The 17,352-nt window shown below is 43.0% G+C and carries 19 protein-coding genes; 10 read left to right on the top strand and 9 right to left on the bottom strand.

Features of this window, described 5'->3' with window-relative positions; genetic code table 11:
• Nucleotides 1-66 precede the first annotated feature (66 nt).
• The 5 genes from rppA (at nucleotide 67) to AABK37_RS20475 (ending at nucleotide 4,733) form a co-directional block, all read left to right on the top strand.
• Complete coding sequence (rppA, locus tag AABK37_RS20495; RefSeq protein ID WP_432553378.1) at nucleotides 67-750, top strand: two-component system response regulator RppA; 684 nt, start codon at nucleotides 67-69, stop codon at nucleotides 748-750.
• Nucleotides 743-1,972, top strand: coding sequence for a sensor histidine kinase (locus AABK37_RS20490; RefSeq protein ID WP_432553376.1), 1,230 nt, complete (start codon nucleotides 743-745; stop codon nucleotides 1,970-1,972). The genes rppA and AABK37_RS20490 overlap by 8 nt, the downstream gene beginning before the upstream one ends.
• Nucleotides 1,973-2,069: 97 nt before the next feature.
• Nucleotides 2,070-2,237 (top strand): histidine kinase, encoded by a 168-nt coding sequence (locus tag AABK37_RS20485; protein WP_432553375.1) that lies wholly within the window; start codon nucleotides 2,070-2,072, stop codon nucleotides 2,235-2,237.
• A 304-nt stretch (nucleotides 2,238-2,541) separates the two neighbouring features.
• The gene (locus AABK37_RS20480) at nucleotides 2,542-3,789 is read left to right on the top strand and encodes a M28 family peptidase (RefSeq protein WP_432553374.1); all 1,248 of its coding nucleotides are present in this window, start codon (nucleotides 2,542-2,544) and stop codon (nucleotides 3,787-3,789) included.
• A 71-nt stretch (nucleotides 3,790-3,860) separates the two neighbouring features.
• The gene (locus AABK37_RS20475) at nucleotides 3,861-4,733 is read left to right on the top strand and encodes a trypsin-like peptidase domain-containing protein (protein ID WP_432553373.1); all 873 of its coding nucleotides are present in this window, start codon (nucleotides 3,861-3,863) and stop codon (nucleotides 4,731-4,733) included.
• Between the two features lie 20 nt (nucleotides 4,734-4,753).
• Here AABK37_RS20475 and AABK37_RS20470 read toward each other — a convergent pair whose 3' ends face one another.
• Complete coding sequence (locus AABK37_RS20470) at nucleotides 4,754-5,527, bottom strand: nucleoside phosphorylase (protein WP_432553372.1); 774 nt, start codon at nucleotides 5,525-5,527, stop codon at nucleotides 4,754-4,756.
• A gap of 156 nt (nucleotides 5,528-5,683) precedes the next feature.
• Here AABK37_RS20470 and fusA point away from each other — a divergent pair, with 156 nt between their 5' ends.
• Nucleotides 5,684-7,699 (top strand): elongation factor G, encoded by a 2,016-nt coding sequence (gene fusA / locus AABK37_RS20465; protein ID WP_432553371.1) that lies wholly within the window; start codon nucleotides 5,684-5,686, stop codon nucleotides 7,697-7,699.
• Nucleotides 7,700-7,843: 144 nt separating this feature from the next.
• On the opposite strand, the gene AABK37_RS20460 is transcribed toward fusA, so the two are convergent.
• The 6 genes from AABK37_RS20460 to AABK37_RS20435 form a co-directional block, all read right to left on the bottom strand.
• Nucleotides 7,844-8,647 carry a PEP-CTERM sorting domain-containing protein gene (locus AABK37_RS20460; protein WP_432553370.1) on the bottom strand — a complete coding sequence of 268 codons (804 nt, stop codon included), beginning with the start codon at nucleotides 8,645-8,647 and terminating at the stop codon, nucleotides 7,844-7,846.
• A 153-nt stretch (nucleotides 8,648-8,800) separates the two neighbouring features.
• Nucleotides 8,801-9,091 carry a hypothetical protein gene (locus AABK37_RS20455; RefSeq protein WP_432553369.1) on the bottom strand — a complete coding sequence of 97 codons (291 nt, stop codon included), beginning with the start codon at nucleotides 9,089-9,091 and terminating at the stop codon, nucleotides 8,801-8,803.
• Between the two features lie 251 nt (nucleotides 9,092-9,342).
• Nucleotides 9,343-10,110 carry an Npun_F0296 family exosortase-dependent surface protein gene (locus AABK37_RS20450; RefSeq protein WP_432553368.1) on the bottom strand — a complete coding sequence of 256 codons (768 nt, stop codon included), beginning with the start codon at nucleotides 10,108-10,110 and terminating at the stop codon, nucleotides 9,343-9,345.
• Nucleotides 10,111-10,433: 323 nt separating this feature from the next.
• Nucleotides 10,434-11,075, bottom strand: a complete 642-nt coding sequence (locus AABK37_RS20445; RefSeq protein ID WP_432553367.1) for a response regulator transcription factor — start codon at nucleotides 11,073-11,075, stop codon at nucleotides 10,434-10,436.
• Nucleotides 11,072-11,896, bottom strand: a complete 825-nt coding sequence (locus AABK37_RS20440) for a S1C family serine protease (protein ID WP_432553366.1) — start codon at nucleotides 11,894-11,896, stop codon at nucleotides 11,072-11,074. Before AABK37_RS20440 ends, AABK37_RS20445 begins: the two co-directional genes overlap by 4 nt.
• Nucleotides 11,897-11,926: 30 nt before the next feature.
• The gene (locus AABK37_RS20435; protein WP_432553365.1) at nucleotides 11,927-12,832 is read right to left on the bottom strand and encodes a S1C family serine protease; all 906 of its coding nucleotides are present in this window, start codon (nucleotides 12,830-12,832) and stop codon (nucleotides 11,927-11,929) included.
• A gap of 70 nt (nucleotides 12,833-12,902) precedes the next feature.
• Between AABK37_RS20435 and AABK37_RS20430 the strand changes: the two genes are divergently transcribed.
• Nucleotides 12,903-13,094 carry a hypothetical protein gene (locus AABK37_RS20430; protein ID WP_432553364.1) on the top strand — a complete coding sequence of 64 codons (192 nt, stop codon included), beginning with the start codon at nucleotides 12,903-12,905 and terminating at the stop codon, nucleotides 13,092-13,094.
• Here AABK37_RS20430 and AABK37_RS20425 read toward each other — a convergent pair.
• Nucleotides 13,078-13,608, bottom strand: coding sequence for a nucleoside-diphosphate kinase (locus tag AABK37_RS20425; protein WP_432553363.1), 531 nt, complete (start codon nucleotides 13,606-13,608; stop codon nucleotides 13,078-13,080). The two genes, AABK37_RS20430 and AABK37_RS20425, sit on opposite strands and share 17 nt — an antisense overlap.
• A 100-nt stretch (nucleotides 13,609-13,708) precedes the next feature.
• Between AABK37_RS20425 and AABK37_RS20420 the strand changes: the two genes are divergently transcribed.
• The 3 genes from AABK37_RS20420 to AABK37_RS20410 all read left to right on the top strand — a co-directional run bounded on the left by AABK37_RS20420 (nucleotide 13,709) and on the right by AABK37_RS20410 (nucleotide 15,683).
• Nucleotides 13,709-14,077 (top strand): pentapeptide repeat-containing protein, encoded by a 369-nt coding sequence (locus AABK37_RS20420; protein ID WP_432553362.1) that lies wholly within the window; start codon nucleotides 13,709-13,711, stop codon nucleotides 14,075-14,077.
• Nucleotides 14,078-14,387: 310 nt separating this feature from the next.
• Nucleotides 14,388-14,846, top strand: a complete 459-nt coding sequence (locus AABK37_RS20415; RefSeq protein ID WP_432553361.1) for a DUF2141 domain-containing protein — start codon at nucleotides 14,388-14,390, stop codon at nucleotides 14,844-14,846.
• Between the two features lie 228 nt (nucleotides 14,847-15,074).
• Entirely contained in the window at nucleotides 15,075-15,683 is a 609-nt protein-coding gene (locus AABK37_RS20410) for a hypothetical protein (protein ID WP_432553360.1), read from the top strand.
• Between the two features lie 241 nt (nucleotides 15,684-15,924).
• On the opposite strand, the gene AABK37_RS20405 is transcribed toward AABK37_RS20410, so the two are convergent.
• Entirely contained in the window at nucleotides 15,925-17,343 is a 1,419-nt protein-coding gene (locus AABK37_RS20405) for a pyridoxal-dependent decarboxylase (RefSeq protein WP_432553359.1), read from the bottom strand.
• Nucleotides 17,344-17,352 lie beyond the last annotated feature (9 nt).

The following is a 17,352-nucleotide window of genomic DNA, read 5'->3' as shown; positions in this document are numbered from 1 at the left end:
GGGAGTGGGGAGTGGGGAGTGGGGAGGGGGGGAGGGGGGAGGAAAAATATAATACATGTATTTAATATGTTAATTTTACTGGTAGAAGACGATCCGGCTCAATTAGAACCATTGCGTGCTGCGCTGATTAAAGCAGGACACATTGTTGATGCAATTGAAGATGGAGAAACCGCTCAGTGGTTGATATCTCAAAAAGATTATGACTTGTTAATTTTAGATTGGATGCTGCCTCAAGTAAGCGGGATTAAGCTTTGTCAAGAATATCGACGAATGGGAAAAACTGCCCCAGTGTTGATGCTGACCGCTAAAGATACTACCTCAGATAAAGTTATCGGTTTGGATGCTGGTGCAGACGATTATTTAGTCAAACCAATTGATATTATTGAACTTTTAGCAAGAGTGCGAGCATTAGGCAGGCGATCGCCACAATGGATTGGCGATACACTTAGTTTGGCAGATCTACATCTTCATTTAACCAACCTAACTATAGAACGCCATCAAGTAACAGCTCAACTTTCTGGTCGAGAATTTCAACTTATGGAATACATGATGCGTCACCCCCGTCAAGTTTTATCTCACACTCAAATTGAACAATCACTCTGGGGATGGGGAACAGAACCTGAAAGCAACGCTGTAACAACATTAGTACGCAGACTGCGACAACGTTTGCAAACAGTTGGGGCAAAAGATTGGTTAGAAACAGTTTACGGTATGGGATACCGCTTGAACGTTCCGGAAAACAATGTTTAATCGCAGTCGTCGTAACCTGGCTAATTTGTTCGCATTCTCAATGGGGAGTATCCTCATTGTTTTTGCTGGAGTAGGTTATTATCTTGCAGCGAAAGAGCAACTTCAGGCTTTTGATGATGCACTGTTTGCCAAAAGTAAAGCGATCGCACAGAATGCACAAGTTAAACAAAAGTATATTTCTGTTTTAAGCAATCAACTATCGCCGCTCAACAGCGAACTTGTATATATCCGGTGGTACAATGCCAACAAAGAATTAGTAGAATTTACTGATGCTAATGCCGACAAAATATTAACTGTTGCTCCTGGTTATCAAACTATCCAATCAACTGCAAAAAAAGAATCGCTTCGGCAATTAACGTTGCCAGTTATACAAGATAAAGCGATAATTGGCTATTTGCAAACTGCCACTTCTGTATCTGCCGTGCAAAAGAGTTTGAATCGATGGCGGTTCTTTTTGACACTGGGAGTACCAGTAACTTTAAGTGTAATTGGCATTACAGGCTGGTTTCTGGGAGGACTTGCCATGCAACCGACCCGTCGAGCTTACGAGCAATTGCAACGCTTTACGGCTGATGCTTCCCATGAATTACGCGCTCCTGTGGCAGCGGTTTTAAGTAATGCCCAAGTAGCATTAATGCCACCATTTGATGAAGCGGAGCAGCGTTTTCGCTTAGAAAATATTGTGGAAATTGCTAAATCAATGAGTGTGCTAATTGGTAATTTGCTGTTTCTCTCTCGTCATAACGGATCGTTAGACACTGCAAAGTTAAAAAATATTGATTTGGTTGAATTAGTGCGATCGCTCTTAGATAACTACCAACAACAAGCAATTGCACAAAACCTGACTTTCTCTGCTAAACTACCAGAATTACCCGTGAACGTGAAAGCTGATGCAGACTTGTTGAAACAGGCGATCGTCAATCTACTCACCAACGCTTTTAAGTATACTTTATCTGGTAGCATTCAAATACGCCTATTTACACAATCGCATCGAGCTATCATTCAGGTAGAAGACAGCGGAATCGGCATCCCGGAGGAAGATTTACCGCATATCTTTGAAAGATTTTACCGTGTAGATACCACACGAGCGCGGCAAACTGGTGGCTTTGGATTAGGATTAGCGATCGCTCAACAAATTATACAAGCGCACAAAGGGCAAATCACTGCAAAAAGTCTGTTTGGGCAAGGTTCTACATTTCAAATAGAATTACCAAATGGGTAATGGGGAATTGGGCATTGGGCATGGGGCATGGGGCATGGGGCATGGGGCATTGGGCATAGGGCATGGGGCATGGGGCATTGGGCATAGGGCATGGGGCATGGGGCATGGGACAAAAAGACAAGGAGACAAGGAGACAAGGAGACAAGGAGACAAGGAAGAATTTATCCGATTCTCAATGCCCAATGCCCAATGCCCATTGCCCATTAAACAATTGCCCATTAAACAATTGCCCATTGCCCATTACCCATTACCCATTGCCCATTAAACAATTGCCCAATTCCTTGACATTATTCTGTCATAGTTACCCATCACACTAAGAAATAACAACACCTGAGAAGTTTATGAGTTACTCAACATAGACTCGCTTAGGTTGATTGGGTGAAAACTTAGCAACTCCCTAACAGCAATGGTGAAGAATGGGTTTGTACATGCTGCGGTAACTGCGGCTACTATAGCAACTTTCCTCGCTGCCGAGGCTGACAAAAAGAATATAGAATATAGCAGCCGTCAGAACAAAAAGCGGCAAAAAAAATTTAGAAAGCGCTTTGATAACAATTGAAGTATAAAAGGTGACTGCTCAATTGAATAAAAACCAAGCAAATTCTTGGTTACAGGCTGGGTTGGTGGCTGTCTTGGTTTCTCTGCCTACAGCCTGTATGCAACCAAATCGCGTTGAGGGAGTTGTTCAACTTCCATCAACTGAAGCTGAATCTAATTCCACTTATGCAGATGTGCAAAATTTGGTCAATTTGGGACCGCGAGTTGCTGGCACACCAGTTATGGAAAAAGCTAGCAGCTACCTAATCGATCAATACCGCAAAGCGGGTTACATCACCGAAGTTCAGACTTTTACTTATCAAAAGTTTGCAGATTTAGGTTCAAATCTAACTGTCGATAATGTCACAATTGAAGGGCAAGCGCTGAATGGTTCAATTCCTGGCAAGTTAAATGCACCGTTGGTTGCAGTTCCCAATGTTGGACGAAGCGCCGATTTTGCCGCAGTCAATGTTAAAGGTGCGATCGCGATCGTCAAACGCGGTGAAATTCGCTTTTCCCAAAAAGCTGAAAATGCCGCCGCTGCCGGAGCAGTTGGTTTGATAATTGTCAACAATCAACCGGGAGATTTATATGGTGGTTCCCTCGGTGGTGAAGCAAAACTTCCTGTATTAGGGCTTTCAGCGGAAAAAGGTAATCCCTTAATTGCCCGAATACCAAATACACAAGTTAATCTAAATGTCAATGCACAACGACAAATTGTTACTGGGCGCAACGTCATCGCTCATCTTCCAGGCGTGACTCAGCCGAAAGCGATACTGGGCGGACATTACGACTCAGTAGCAGGTTCACCAGGAGCAAATGATAACGCATCCGGGACAGCAGTTGTATTGGCGATCGCTCGTAATTTATCTAACACACCTCAAGCGCGTCAAATTTGGTTCGTTGCCTTCGATGGTGAAGAAGACGGTTTACACGGTTCGCGGGCTTTTGTCAACGCAGCTCAACCACAATTTCTCTCAGGCTTAAAAGGCATGATGAACTTCGACATGGTAGGCGTTAATAACCAACTTAGTATTGGCGGTACATCATCATTAACCTCATTAGCTCAAGCCTCTCTTCCCCAGATTAAAACATTTGGCTCCACCAGAGGCAGCGATCATGCATCCTTTGCCGATAAAAATGTACCCGTCTTATTTTTCTATCGAGGTTCAGAGCGAAATTACCACACACCGAACGATAAAACAATAGATCCAAAACTGCTCGATCAAACCACTCAAGTAGGATTAGATATCCTCAAGCGATTGCTCAAAACTGGTTAATTTGTGGGTGAGGAAAACGGACGCAGGTCTTCAATGTTTGTGTTTAAATTCATCTTCAAACTAGGAATGCAATGTCTGCTAACTTCTCATTAAAAAAATCTCTCAGCAATTTGTCTCTAATTTCTCTTGGTGCAGTAGCCGCAGTCTTCGCAGCACAAATTGTACCCACAAATGCCGTACCATCTCAACAGCCGATGTCTGACGACAAGCCCTTCGGGTTCGGGGGTTCGCAATCGACGGGAACCGCCAAGACTGCGACCCCCTCACCGCTCCGCGTCTACGCTCAGTTGCCATCAACCAGCAACACAGATACTAACTTTATAGCCGCTGCTGTCGAAAAAACTGGTTCAGCAGTAGTGCGGATTGACTCAACGCGAACGATCGCAAGTCGATATTCAAATTATGGAAGGCAAATACGCGGAACAGGTTCCGGCTTTATCATTAGATCCAACGGTTTAATTCTGACAAACGCTCACGTTCTTGGTGGAGCCGACACAGTAAGAGTTACTTTAAAAGATGGTCGTAACTTTACCGGTCGAGTCTTGGGGCAAGATAGACAAACCGACGTCGCAGTAGTTAAAATCCAAGCTAACAATTTACCCGCTATCAGCATCGGTAATTCCGATCGGATAAAACCAGGAGAATGGGCGATCGCGATCGGTAATCCCTTAGGTTTAGACAACACCGTTACAGTCGGCATTATTAGCGGCACAGGTCGCTCTGGTGGTATAATTTCCGCAGCAGGTAGGCGAGTTAACTTTATTCAGACCGATGCTGCGATTAACCCAGGTAATTCTGGCGGACCACTATTAAACCAACAAGGGCAAGTCATCGGCATCAATACTGCTATAATTCAAGGCGCTCAAGGATTGGGATTTGCGATTCCGATTAACCAAGCGCAGCAGATAGCCAACCAACTGATTGCCAGAACACCAATTCAATAATTCTCTATTTTCCTGATTTCCTAAACAAAAGTTTCTGCCGCATTTACTGCCACAGCGATCGCATTCAGTACGGCAGTATCTTTCTCTGACAAAATCACATTTTCACTCTTGGTACGCTGGGCAACTACACCACAAACAGCAGCAGCTGCAAATTGATATACTCCCGCCATTTTGAAAAGCGTACCGCATTCCATTTCATAATTCAAGACATTTAAACGCCGATATTCTTCAGTGATGCCATCAAGCGATCGCATTAAATGAGGATTCGCCGAATCAGTGCGTTCCTGTCCTTCATAGAAAGTATCCACCGATGCCGTAATCCCCATGTAATGCGAAATCTTCAATTTGCGTGCCGCATTAACCAACGCTACCGTGAGAAACGGATCGGCTGCTGCGGGATACTCCACAGGTGCAATATCACTTGCTGCACCTTGCCGACATAATGCCGCACTGCTAATTACAACACTACCGACAGTTATATAAGGTTGAATTGAGCCGCAAGTGCCAACGCGAATAATTTGCCGAATTCCTACTTGCACCAACTCATTCACCACAATACTCAAAGAAGGCGCACCCATACCACTAGTAGCAGATAAAATCGGGCGATTATTTGGCAAATATCCCACATAACTATTAAGTCCGCGATTCTCCGACAACAAACGCACATCCTGCAAATAACTTTCAGCAATTAAACGAGCGCGTTCCGGATCGCCAGATAATAAAGCCATATTGGGAGGTTGCGAACCCAAATCATCTTGCCCAAAGCCAATGTGATATAAACGGTTACTTGTCATAGGTAAATTATATAGCTCGTAGTAAGCGATTTATCGCTTAATTTGGGCACTTTAGTACCCACTACAATTCCTTATAATACATTGTGTAGTACAATAAAGATAGTTACCCCTCATGCGGTGACTGATTGTCATATCACTCATCAAAAGGAAGTCTATATGATTCCCCGATCGCGTGTCCGAAATATTGGTATATCTGCTCACATTGACTCTGGTAAAACTACGTTATCAGAGCGAATTCTCTTCTACACGGGCAGAATCCACGCTATTGAGGAAGTGCGGGGAGGCGGAAAGGGCGCAACGATGGACTTCATGGACTTAGAAAAAGAACATGGTATCACCATCACCTCAGCGGCGACGACTTGCCAATGGCATGATACCCAAATCAATTTAATCGACACACCAGGACACGTAGACTTCACAATTGAAGTAGAACGCTCTCTGCGGGTGCTGGATGGTTCCGTAATGGTGCTGTGTGCGGTGGCGGGTGTGCAGTCCCAATCCATCACCGTAGATCGGCAAATGAAGCGATATCGCGTGCCGCGTTTAGCGTTCATCAACAAGATGGATCGCCTTGGTGCTGACCCATTTCGTGTAGTACAAGCTATGCGAGACAAGTTGCAATTGAATGCTGTCTTACTACAGTATCCGATTGGTAGTGAAGAGAACTTTCAAGGGGTGATTGACCTCGTGGAAATGACGGCTCACTATTATCAAGGTGAGAATGGGGAAGATTCAGTGAAAAAGTTAATTCCCGATGCGCTTGTATATGAAGCACAACAAGCACGGGAAAAGCTGCTTGACGCTTTATCGCTGTTTTCAGAAGCAATGACCGAACAGCTGTTGGAGGGTGAGGAAGTTTCCCAAGAACTGATTTGGCAAACCATCCGCAAAGCAACTTTAAGCTTGGAACTCACTCCAGTATTGCTGGGTTCGGCATTCAAAAATAAGGGTGTGCAAAACTTGTTAGATGCGATCGCTCTTTATCTACCATCACCTATAGATAGGGAATTAGTCAAAACCGCAGAATCGGTGAGTATCTATCCTAACCCTGACGATTCTTTAGTCGCTTTGGCATTCAAACTGACTGTAGAATCCTTTGGGCAATTGACCTACATCCGCATCTACTCTGGAACGCTGAAACCGGGTGACACTGTATACAACTCGCGTACCGGGAAACGAGTGCAAATCAATCGGCTGGTAAGAATGCACGCCAACAAGCGAGAAGAAATGCAAGTCGCTGTCGCAGGAGATATTATTGCTCTGTTGAGTGTAGATTGTGCATCTGGAGATACCTTATGCTCAGGGAAACTACTATCTTTAGAAAGAATGTTCGTGCCGGAACCAGTGATTACGCTATCGATTATGGCTAAAAAACAGGAATCGGGCGATCGCCTATCCAAAGCACTCAACCGCTTTCAAAAAGAAGACCCCACTTTCCGCGTTACTCACGACCCCGAATCTAGCGCTACTCTGATTTCTGGGATGGGTGAACTCCATCTAGAAATCTACATTGAGCGCATCCAGCGCGAATATAATACCGAAGTTTACGTTGGTAAACCGGCGGTAGCATATCGAGAAACCATCTTGCAAAAAGCTACCTTCGACTACCGACTCAAAAAACAGACAGGTGGTTCTGGTCAATTTGCCCACGTTACTGGGTGGATTGAACCGACAAGCGAACCGTTTGTATTTGAGAATCGTGTAGTTGGCGGTGCAATTCCTAAAGAGTACATCGGCGCTTGTGAGAAAGGTTTCCAAGAGGCGATGCGATCGGGACAGCTAGAAGGCTATCCGGTTACTGGGGTAAAAGTCGTTCTTGAAGGAGGTTCGTATCACCCAATCGATTCGAGTGAAATTGCTTTTCGGTCAGCAGCGCATCAAGCTTTGGAACAAGCTTTTATCAAAGCAAATCCTTGCATTTTAGAACCAATTATGCTTGTAGAAGTGGAAACTCCGAATGAGTTTTTTGGAAGAGTTCAGGGGGATTTATCCTCCCGTCGGGGTTTGCTTTTGGGTTCCGAAACAATGCTCTCATACACGGTGATTCGGGCTGAAGTACCATTAGCCAAGATGTTTGGGTATTCAACAGACTTGCGATCGCTTACCTCTGGTATGGCGACTTTCTCAATGGAGTTTGCTTGCTATCGGCAAGCTTTAGCAGTGAAGTCATAATCAACACATAAAAAAAGGCAGACCATATAAGTCTGCCTTTTTTGTTTCCATTTGATTATTATCTTTCTGGGCAAATACAAACTAAATAATCTGGGTAGGGAAGGGGGTGAAGACACCCCAACAAAGTGGTGACAAAGGAGGAACTTAGCCCAAATTGAGAGACTTTTGGTTTTTGCGTTTGCGGAGGAACATACCACCACCTATAGCCAGCATACCTAAAGCAAGGCTAGGCTCAGGTACTGTGCGGAAGGAGTGGTTATCGCTTTCAAATCCACCACCGTATTTTGCTTGTTGGGAAATCACGATTTTGTTGAAGTATTCATTTGAGTTCTCTGCAAAGAACTCAACGTAGCCATTGCCTTGATAGTACGTTTTGCTTCCGGGTGCTGACTGCATAGAACTATCACCTGCCTTGGGTCCCGGATGGAATTTGGAGTAGAGAGCAAACTTACCTATGTCCGCAGTTTCAAAGGTTTTGATTAAGGTATTTCCATTGAAGAAAGAGAGAGTATTACCAGGGTGAGCAGCACCCCAGTCTAAACCGAAAGATTTTGCCAAACTCTCTAGGGTAATTGTGACAGAGTTACCAGCCATAACTTGCAGATACTTGGAAGTGTTTTTCTCACCATCTGGACCAACTGGTGCCCAAGAGTTGCTTCCAACTTGCTTCTGACCAATTGTATTTCCATTACTAAATGAGTACTGAGCAAATCCAGTGGTTGGTGCTTTACCTTGGACTGTTTTGCCTTTTGCGTCTACTGTATTGTTGAAGTCAATCGTGATTGCGTTTTTGTCTTTGGTATACGCACCTTGATTGGTTTCTCCCTTAGGACCTGTAGTACCTGTGCTCATGGTAAAGGTCATAGCGTGAGCAGCATCAGCGTAGGAGAAGGAAGCGATCGCAGATAAAGATAAAGCAGCAATTGAAGCAAATTTCCTGATAAACATGATTGTAAGCTCGTGTCGTTTTCCGTGTCTTGAGCCAATTATCTGACTTATTAGTTACAAAACAACAGGATGTATTTACTGAAATAATATTTTTACTTGAACATAAACAATTTGTAACTTATTTAACCAATGTCCAGATAAAAACCAGTGATTTTACTTCCACAAACGTGAAGATAAGCAAGGTAAAGGAACTAATATTTGTGAAGAAACAGATATTAATAAAGAAGTTGTGTACTTGTCGAGTGCCATTTTTAAGAAGCGATGAAGTAGAGAGAATGTTTTCTCTGTATAAGGTGTCTCTAAAAAATGTAACGAGGGTGAATAAGGCGATCGCCCATTTACAATGACACGAGCCGTAAATAACAGTTCGATGATTTCCCGCTGATGGCATATTGTATTAACGTGAGTTCGACGAACCTCTCCCTGCCTTGAACTAAAGTTCAAGTCTGTCCCTCTCCGATTCGGAGAGGGACGGTTTTACGTAGTAAAACCAGGGAGAGGTATGTTTGATTTGTGCTAATTAGGCGAACATTATGGACATATGATCCGTCGAATTCACGTTGTATTAGTAATCAACAAATAAAAATAGGCAGACTCATATGTCTGCCTTTGATGTTATTATTTGATTATTGTTTGTATGTAAAAATACGGTTGAGGGGACAAACGCACCTCTACAAAGTTGTAATTAACCGAGTTTATCCCAAGTTGAGAGACTTCTGATTTTTGCGCTTGCGGAGGAAGACACCGCCAACAGCTAGCAATCCTAAAGCTACACCAGGCTCAGGTACTTTAGCAGAGTATTTGCCTGAACCAGTACGGAATGTGTGGTTGTCAGATTCAAAGCCACCGTTATCGGTCTGAGAAATCACAATTTTATCAAAGTTATCATTCATACCTTCGGAGAAAAACTCGAAGACACCATTCATTTGACCACCATGCTGCGAGGCTGAAACCGGTGCGAGCGCGTTCATCATATTATAAGTCAATTCTTTAACGAGGTTTGTCCCTTTGAAGAATTGTAAAGTATTACCTACGCTCAAAGCGCCTGCATCAAAAGCAAAGTAGTTGAAAACCTGATTTTTGGCGTTTTCGATGATGACGCTGTTACCCTGGAAAACTGCTAAATAATTTGATTCGTTTACTTCTGCCTTGGCGCCAGAAGGTGCCCACTTATCTGAGTAAATACCAGTTTGCCCAGACTCGCCTTTAGTAGAGTAACTACCGTTAGAAAAAGAGTATTTTACATTATTGCTGCCAGGTACTTTACCATCGTTGAAATCATATGTTGTATAATCTTTGTCGTTTACTTCCTTAGCAAAAGCACCTTCATTTGTAACTGCACTATCACGGTAAGCACCAGCACTGTAGCTAAATCCGAGAGCGTGAGCCGAGCCGGCATAAGAGATGGAAGCGATCGCAGTTAAAGATAAAGCAGCAATTGAAGCAAATTTTTTGAGAGACATGATGTTTGGCTCCTGTTGTTTTCCGTGTCTTGAGCCAATTATGTGATTTACTAGCTACAAACTAACAGGATGCATTCACTGAATTTAGATTTATCCTTGAATGGAGATAATATGTAAATGATTTAACCAGTTAAAAAAGAAAAAACAGTAGTTTTACTTGGAAATACATAAAGATAAACAGGGTAAACCAACTAATATTTGTGAAGAAACGAATTATTGATAAAGAAATTGTGTGTCTGTCCTTCGTCGTTTTTAAGAAGTGGTGAAGCTAGGGGAATTTGTTTGCGTGCAACTCCCGGCAGGAAGGGCAAATCTGCCAGAGACTAAAGCATAATCAAACCCAGTCGGACACCAACAGTTACAGCCTCAGTGCGAGACGAAACCCCTAGCTTGCCAAATATGGATGAGACATGAAACTTAACGGTGTGATCGGAGATATGCAAACGCTTGGCGATCGCTTTATTCCCTAACCCAGAACCAAGCATTTCTAAAACCTCTATCTCTCTTGGTGTCAATGTTTGCATGGGTGTAAGCGTTACTTTTTCTCGCATCGACTCTTTGGAAGAAAGTAACTCAACCGCATCGGGGTGTAAGACAATTAGACCAAAAGCGATCGCCTCGACAGCCGCGATAATCTCTGACTCGGTGCTACTATCTGGTAAAATGCCCCGTACACCAGAACGCAGCGCTACTTCTAAGTTGATGCTGTCAAGTTCGTCAGCAATAATCATAATTGGTGATGAGTATTGCTTTTCTTGCATCGAAAGCAATTTTTCCCATACTGATTGTTGAAAATTACCGCTCAAATCTAACAGCACCACCTGTGGTTGTAATTGCACTTCCCCCAAAAGTGCATCTAAGTCAGATACACTACCTACTACCGTCAGTTGAGGATTGCTTGTCAGCACTGCCGACAAACCTGCCCGCACTACGGGGGAAGCTGCAACTACCATCACCCGAATCATGTCACCTCCACAGCAGTTTTCCCATCTTGGAACACAGCATAATAAATGTATTGTTGCCCACCACGCAGAACTTGTAATGGTAGTGATTTGCTATCGCTTTGATTGAGATAGTTGCTTAAATCATTCGGTTGAGAGAGCGATCGCCCCGACACCCCAATCAGCACATCACCAACTTGCAAACCAGCAGCTTCAGCAACACTTTGAGAATGCACTGACAAAATTAATAAGCCCAAAGTGCGTTTTAGCAGTACAGGTTGTAAAGTCACCCCCAGCTTTCGCCGATTTCCATTCAGAAAACGCTTTACAGTTGAGCTTGATATTGCCACAGCCAAATTATTGGCAATCATGGTATTAATTCCGACAACGCGACCGAGACAATCGGCAAGCGGACCGCCGGAATTACCAGGATACAGTTGAATATCTGCCATAACCAAACGCTGATCGCTTGTATGGATAATGCCGGTTGTGACTGCACCACTGTCACCAAATGGATTACCCACTGCTAAGACTAATTCACCTACTCGTAGCGCATCTGCATCGCCGATGGTTGCGGCATTTAAGTCAGTGGCGGCAATTTTTAAAGCTGCTAAATCTTGCTGTGGATCGAAGTGTGTCCGTACTGCATCAAATGTGCGTCCATCTGACAATTCGACAGTTGTTTTGTTGCTGGTGGCGACATGGGCGTTAGTGATGATTAAGCCGTCTTTTTGCCAGATTACACCGGAACCGCTTCCTAAAGAACCGCTACGCACTTCGACGGTAATATTACGTAGTTTAGCAGCTAGGAGTGCTAATTCATCAGTTATTGCTGTGATAGTCATATTGGGGAAATTGTGATTTTTGGGGAATTGTTAGTCAATTGGTTTTTCGCCGATCGCGATCGCTTTTTCGAGCAAAACTCCACCGCGCACAATTTGCACTCTTACAGTTTTACCAACGCGATCGCTATTATTCAGCAATGCCAGCACATCACCGGTATCGCTGACAGAATTACCATCGAAGGCTACCAACACATCCCCAAGCAACACACCCGCTTTGTCAGCAGGTCCGTTTGTCTCAACATTGACGACAATCACCCCACCAGCAGAAGTTAAATTTAAGGCGCTTTTCAAGTTTGCGGGCAAACGTACAGGTTGCATCCCCAAACCCAAATAGCCCCGTGGAATGCGTCCTTTGGCAATTAATTGGTCAACTACACGATTTACTGTAGAAGCGGGGATAGTCAAAGCAGTACCGCGCCGCCCGGAAGTATTCATTCCTACCACCAAACCAGCAGCATCTACGAGGGGTCCACCTGCAAAGCCAGCATAAAAAGTGATGTCTGGACGGATGAACGAGTCAATATTACCACCGCTCATGCTTCGCCAAGCACCACTAACAACACTCACTGCACCCATAGCCGCTTTTAAGTCACCCTCGCTGCTTCTTGCTAACCCAAGTACTAAATGACCAACTTTGAGCGTGGTAGCGTCGCCAATTTTCGCAACTGGGATTTCTTTGTTTTGTAGCTGCAAGACAGCTACATCGGTGCTGGAGTCATGACCTAAGACTTTAGCTGCTACTGTACGATTATTTGTAGTGGTGACAGTAATTTCTTCGTAGCGTTGCAGCGACTCGTCAGAGGTAACGATGATACCATCTCGCCAGTGAATACCGCTAGGAGAAATGCGTCCGCCACCATTCACAGCAACAACAGCACTCCCAACCTGCTCTACAATATCGGCTAAATTGTTGGACAGAGCCAGTAATGAAGACATAAAATTTCTCCTTTAAACGTTCCTGATGTTCATATCTTGCCGTTTTGCTAAGGCAGGTTACATCGGAAAAATGGGGAGAATGCATCCTAGAAAAATGGCTAGGGAATGTGGGACAAGGGGACAGGGGGACAAGGGGACAAGGGGACAAGGGGACAAGGGGGAGCTGGGGGAGCTGGGGGAGAGGAATTTTACCCAATGCCCAATGCCTATTGCCCCATGTCCCATGCCCCATGCCCAATTACCCATTACCTATTACCCCTAAATAATCGTAATGCTTTGGTTTCAAATTCTGTAATTACCGCAGGTTCGTTTTCATACCAAAGACGTATTTCTTTCAATGCTTCTTCAGTGTTATCTGAAGAATGAATTAAGTTATCTACTAAAAAAGTAGCTTTTTTCAGCGCCAGTCTTCTCAAATGATGTTTTTTTGTTTTGCAAAGGTTAGCTGAACCAATTACTTGTGTTTTCAGAAATTCTCCAAAAGAACTGTAGTTGCTATTATTCGCAATCTCATATTTATCTGTATAATATTCTAGTATAAATATTTGCACTGCTTTTTGGGACAAGTAGTTGATGATAAATGGATACCAAAGTGAATATTGAGAAGATTTGTAATGTTTTGATATTTTTTCTTTATCTACAATAATAGAATATCTTATATGTTTAATATCGCCATATTTTGATAGTTTATTTTTAATGAAATTACTTAACTCTATATCATTAGCAGCGGCTGGTTTTAACATTATGAAAACAAATGCATTCAGTTTTTGTGACATAGCGTTAACCCTAAAAACAGCAAGCAAATTACTTATTTGTTCAGTTTGACATGATTTAACTTTGGATTGCTACAAATAACTGTTGATAATAATTTGTAATATGGATGCAGATGAACTGAAGCGGCGTTATGTCGCAGGGGAAAGAGATTTTTCGATAGCAGATTTAAGTAGAGTTAAGCTGATTAAAGCTTATTTGCCCGGAATCAATTTATGGGCTGCAAACTTAAGTGGAGCTAACTTAGCCAAAGCCAAATTATGGGGAGCCAACTTTGAGGGAGCTAACTTATCGAGAGCTAACTTGACTGGAGCTAACCTCAGCGGAGCGAATTTAAGTCAAGCTAATCTGCGGGGAGCCAAACTAAATAATGTCAAGCTGTATGGAGCTAATTTTACTGGTGCTTTCTATGATGAAAGTACCCGATTTGTTAGAGGTTTTGACCCTATCAGTCAAAATATGCGCTTAATTTGATTTTGTTGAGCTCGGCATATCTTGATTAGACACAAGAAGTGAAAAATAATGTAGAGACGTAGCAGTGCTACGTCTCTACAATAGTTTTCTGATAACGCATAATTAATTTCCACGTCTACGTATATTAATTCGAGGGAAATTTTGGAACTATAGCGATCGCCTTTGTCGTCTACGTATAAACTATTTCAAAGAGCGCAGCGTTATTATACCAGTTGTGTGGGTAATCTTTGCAACTAAAATCGGCAGATTAGCTGGTTTTAGCCAAATTACTGCGTAAACTTGTAATGTTTTACTATAGGAGTCAATAAAGATGCAACGTACTTTGAAAACCCTTTTACTTGTAACCGCTGTCATAAACTTGACAGTTTTACAACAAGCAAAAGCAGTGTCAAACAGTAGCCTGACTGTGACGATTAACGGGTTGAAAAGCCAGCGCGGGCAAGTTTGCTTGAGTTTGTTTTCGGGTGGACGAGGATTTCCCAGCAGTAGCGATCGCGCTGTGGCTGCACGTTGTGTCAAAGTAGAAAACACACTGCTGACAGTTAAATTTGACAACTTAAAAGCCGGAAATTATGCGATCGCCGCTTTTCATGATGCCAACGGTGACGGTACTCTCAATCGCAATCCATTGGGTATTCCCACAGAAGAGTTTGGCTTTTCTCAAAACCCGAAAATTCTCACAGGTGCGCCAAAGTTTGCCGATTCTGCGTTTCTAGTCGCAGGTCCAGAGACTAACATTCAAATTAAGTTGCTGAACTTTTTTGGCTAAAGTAAACGCTACAGCAAAAATTTGTTCTTATTCGAGGTGAATGATAAGTACGTTGGCGGAAAAATTTCTAAGTATGTAACGAAAATTTAACCACAATTAGAGTTAAATTGAAAACCTCGTGTGATTTAAGAATTTACTTTTTGCAGCACGATCTCATCATTCTTCGTATAAATAATAGTGGAGGTTATCGTATACTTAATGACATTGCTACAACTATGTCATTAGTTTATGGACGAGCTAAACCTCCACCTGCAATCGTTCATTCAAGAGGCTTGCAGTCACGTACCAGCCAGCCCACAGCATCGTAAAGCCCTAAATTGTCTGCTCCGAGCCGTTCTGAAATCGGGGTGTCTTTGGACACCAGCAGCAGGGGATATTTATGAAGAGGCTCTATATAAAACCATGTTCAATTTAACCAAAACACTTTGCGATAAATACGATCCAAGTCGAGGTTCATTCTTGGCTTGGTTTAACACCTGTCTTCGCAATCAGTACATGGATGAAATTCGTGCTACTCAACGCGATCGCTCTTCACCCCGCAGTCTGTATGGCAAAGTAATGAGATGGAGAACTTCAAAGGCAGAAATCTCTAGCATTCGCCAGGAAATTTTTAATCCTCGTCAGGCTTTCGACACTGAAGGAAATTTGACACTGAAAAAATCAAAGTTAGAAGCACCCATAAAACGTGTTCACAGACTCAATAACATCGCGGGATTTCAAGGGCTTTTGCGGATTGCTACCGATTATGACGTTTGGCGACAAAATACTAAAGCTTTTTCGATAAGTCGGTGGTTTTACGCTTTCAACTTTGTTGCCATTAAAAGTATCGGAATTTAAATAGTATTATTATTAGTCACTCATTACTTGGTGCGATCGCCCTTGGCGTTAGCGAACGCGAGTGCGTCTCGAACGCGAGTGCGTCTTTGTTCGCGTAGCGTCTCCGATAGGAGAAGGAGAAGAGAAGCCATCGCTATTTTAGTTGGTCTGGTATAAAGCTCAAGCAAAATTTTTTGAGTGTTGTGCAGCACAGGGTGACTTTAGCAGGTATATAAATTGAGCTTGTAGTGCGATATTGAAACTAATTTTCCATTGCATCTGCTGTTTGACAAATTAATTGCCAAGCTTGCTGTACGTGAATTTTCTCGGTTGTGGCTTGCCCAATTGACATTCGTAAAGTTAGTTTTTGGTCGATTTTAGTAGAAGTAAGATAGAGTTTTCCTGAAGAATTGAGACAATTGAGTATTGCCTGGTTAATTTCATCACCGCCCCTGTGACGAAAGCACACCAAGTTTAAGGGAGGATTTACAACTAGTTCAAAGCTGGGATGAGAATTTACCCATTCGGTAAATTCTTGTGCTATGGCAATATGCTTGCGAATGTAATGCTGTAATCCTTCTATACCATAGTGCCGAATCACAAACCAGAGTTTTAAGCTTCTAAATCTACGTCCTAAGGAAATTTGCCAATCTCGGTAGTCAATTACTTTACCCGATGCGCTCGCTTGATTTTTCAGGTATTCCGGCATAATAGATAGTGCCTGAATCAGTTTTGCTCGAGATCGAACATAAAAGCAAGTACAATCAAAATTAGTCATCATCCATTTATGAGGATTAAAGCAATAGCTATCTGCTAGCTCTAGTCCTTGATGAATCCAACGAAACTCAGGACATATAGCTGCTGTACCACTCATCGCTCCGTCAACATGCAACCAAATGTTGTGTTCAAGAGCGATCGCGCCTATCTCAGTTAATGGATCTACTGCATTAGATGAGGTTGTTCCTACCGTAGCAGCAATATAAAAGGGTATTAGCCCCAATTTAATATCAGCTGCAATACGCTGCAAGAGTGCTTCCGGACGCATAGCATAATTCGTATCAACCTCAATAAAGCGCAAATTTTCACGGTTTACTCCCGCGATTAAAGCGGCTTTTTCAATTGAGGAGTGTGCCTGATTGGAAGTGTATGCAACCAATTTATTTATATCTGCTTTTGCCTGTTCTCTGGCTGCCAAGAGAGCTACCAGAGCAGCACTGCTAGCTGAATCTTGGATGACTCCTCCCCCAGCTGTGGAAGATTTAAACCCAGAAGGAAGCCCTAGCATATCAACTAACCAGTCTAGAACGTGGGTTTCCAACTCAGTACAGGCAGGAGAAGTTGCCCACAACATTCCCTGCACTCCCATTCCTGCACTGAGTAATTCTCCCAAAATTGACGGTGCGGAGATACCGGTGGGAAAGAAAGCAAAGAAGTTAGGAGATTGCCAATTAGTTAGTCCTGGTACGATAATTTCATCTATATCTTTTAAAATCTTCTCAAAAGACTCTCCTTCTTGAGGAGCAGTGTCTGGTAACTTGGCTCTAATGTCTCCAGGCTCTACTTGAGAAAGAACAGGTAGTTGTTCTATTTTCTCCAAATAGTCCGCAATCCAATCAATAGTTTTATATCCCCAATGACGAAATTCTTTTGAGGACATATGGTAATCAGGGTTTTTTTCCATTTGTACTTA

It is taken from the genome of Tolypothrix sp. VBCCA 56010 (genome assembly GCF_050875635.1).
In the GTDB taxonomy this organism is placed as follows: domain Bacteria; phylum Cyanobacteriota; class Cyanobacteriia; order Cyanobacteriales; family Nostocaceae; genus Hassallia.
This window is presented reverse-complemented; position numbering and strand designations above follow the sequence as displayed.

Excerpts from the sequence above, each read along its gene's own strand:
- AABK37_RS20490 (WP_432553376.1), top strand. The coding sequence starts at position 743 with ATGTTTAATCGCAGTCGTCGTAACCTGGCTAATTTGTTCGCATTCTCA.
- AABK37_RS20420 (WP_432553362.1), top strand. The coding sequence starts at position 13,709 with ATGGATGCAGATGAACTGAAGCGGCGTTATGTCGCAGGGGAAAGAGAT.
- AABK37_RS20445 (WP_432553367.1), bottom strand. The coding sequence starts at position 11,075 with ATGATTCGGGTGATGGTAGTTGCAGCTTCCCCCGTAGTGCGGGCAGGT.
- AABK37_RS20475 (WP_432553373.1), top strand. The coding sequence starts at position 3,861 with ATGTCTGCTAACTTCTCATTAAAAAAATCTCTCAGCAATTTGTCTCTA.
- rppA (WP_432553378.1), top strand. The coding sequence starts at position 67 with ATGTTAATTTTACTGGTAGAAGACGATCCGGCTCAATTAGAACCATTG.
- AABK37_RS20410 (WP_432553360.1), top strand. The coding sequence starts at position 15,075 with ATGGACGAGCTAAACCTCCACCTGCAATCGTTCATTCAAGAGGCTTGC.
- AABK37_RS20485 (WP_432553375.1), top strand. The coding sequence starts at position 2,070 with ATGGGGCATGGGACAAAAAGACAAGGAGACAAGGAGACAAGGAGACAA.
- AABK37_RS20470 (WP_432553372.1), bottom strand. The coding sequence starts at position 5,527 with ATGACAAGTAACCGTTTATATCACATTGGCTTTGGGCAAGATGATTTG.
- AABK37_RS20450 (WP_432553368.1), bottom strand. The coding sequence starts at position 10,110 with ATGTCTCTCAAAAAATTTGCTTCAATTGCTGCTTTATCTTTAACTGCG.
- AABK37_RS20415 (WP_432553361.1), top strand. The coding sequence starts at position 14,388 with ATGCAACGTACTTTGAAAACCCTTTTACTTGTAACCGCTGTCATAAAC.
- AABK37_RS20430 (WP_432553364.1), top strand. The coding sequence starts at position 12,903 with ATGGGGAGAATGCATCCTAGAAAAATGGCTAGGGAATGTGGGACAAGG.
- AABK37_RS20460 (WP_432553370.1), bottom strand. The coding sequence starts at position 8,647 with ATGTTTATCAGGAAATTTGCTTCAATTGCTGCTTTATCTTTATCTGCG.
- AABK37_RS20425 (WP_432553363.1), bottom strand. The coding sequence starts at position 13,608 with ATGTCACAAAAACTGAATGCATTTGTTTTCATAATGTTAAAACCAGCC.
- fusA (WP_432553371.1), top strand. The coding sequence starts at position 5,684 with ATGATTCCCCGATCGCGTGTCCGAAATATTGGTATATCTGCTCACATT.
- AABK37_RS20435 (WP_432553365.1), bottom strand. The coding sequence starts at position 12,832 with ATGTCTTCATTACTGGCTCTGTCCAACAATTTAGCCGATATTGTAGAG.
- AABK37_RS20440 (WP_432553366.1), bottom strand. The coding sequence starts at position 11,896 with ATGACTATCACAGCAATAACTGATGAATTAGCACTCCTAGCTGCTAAA.
- AABK37_RS20405 (WP_432553359.1), bottom strand. The coding sequence starts at position 17,343 with ATGGAAAAAAACCCTGATTACCATATGTCCTCAAAAGAATTTCGTCAT.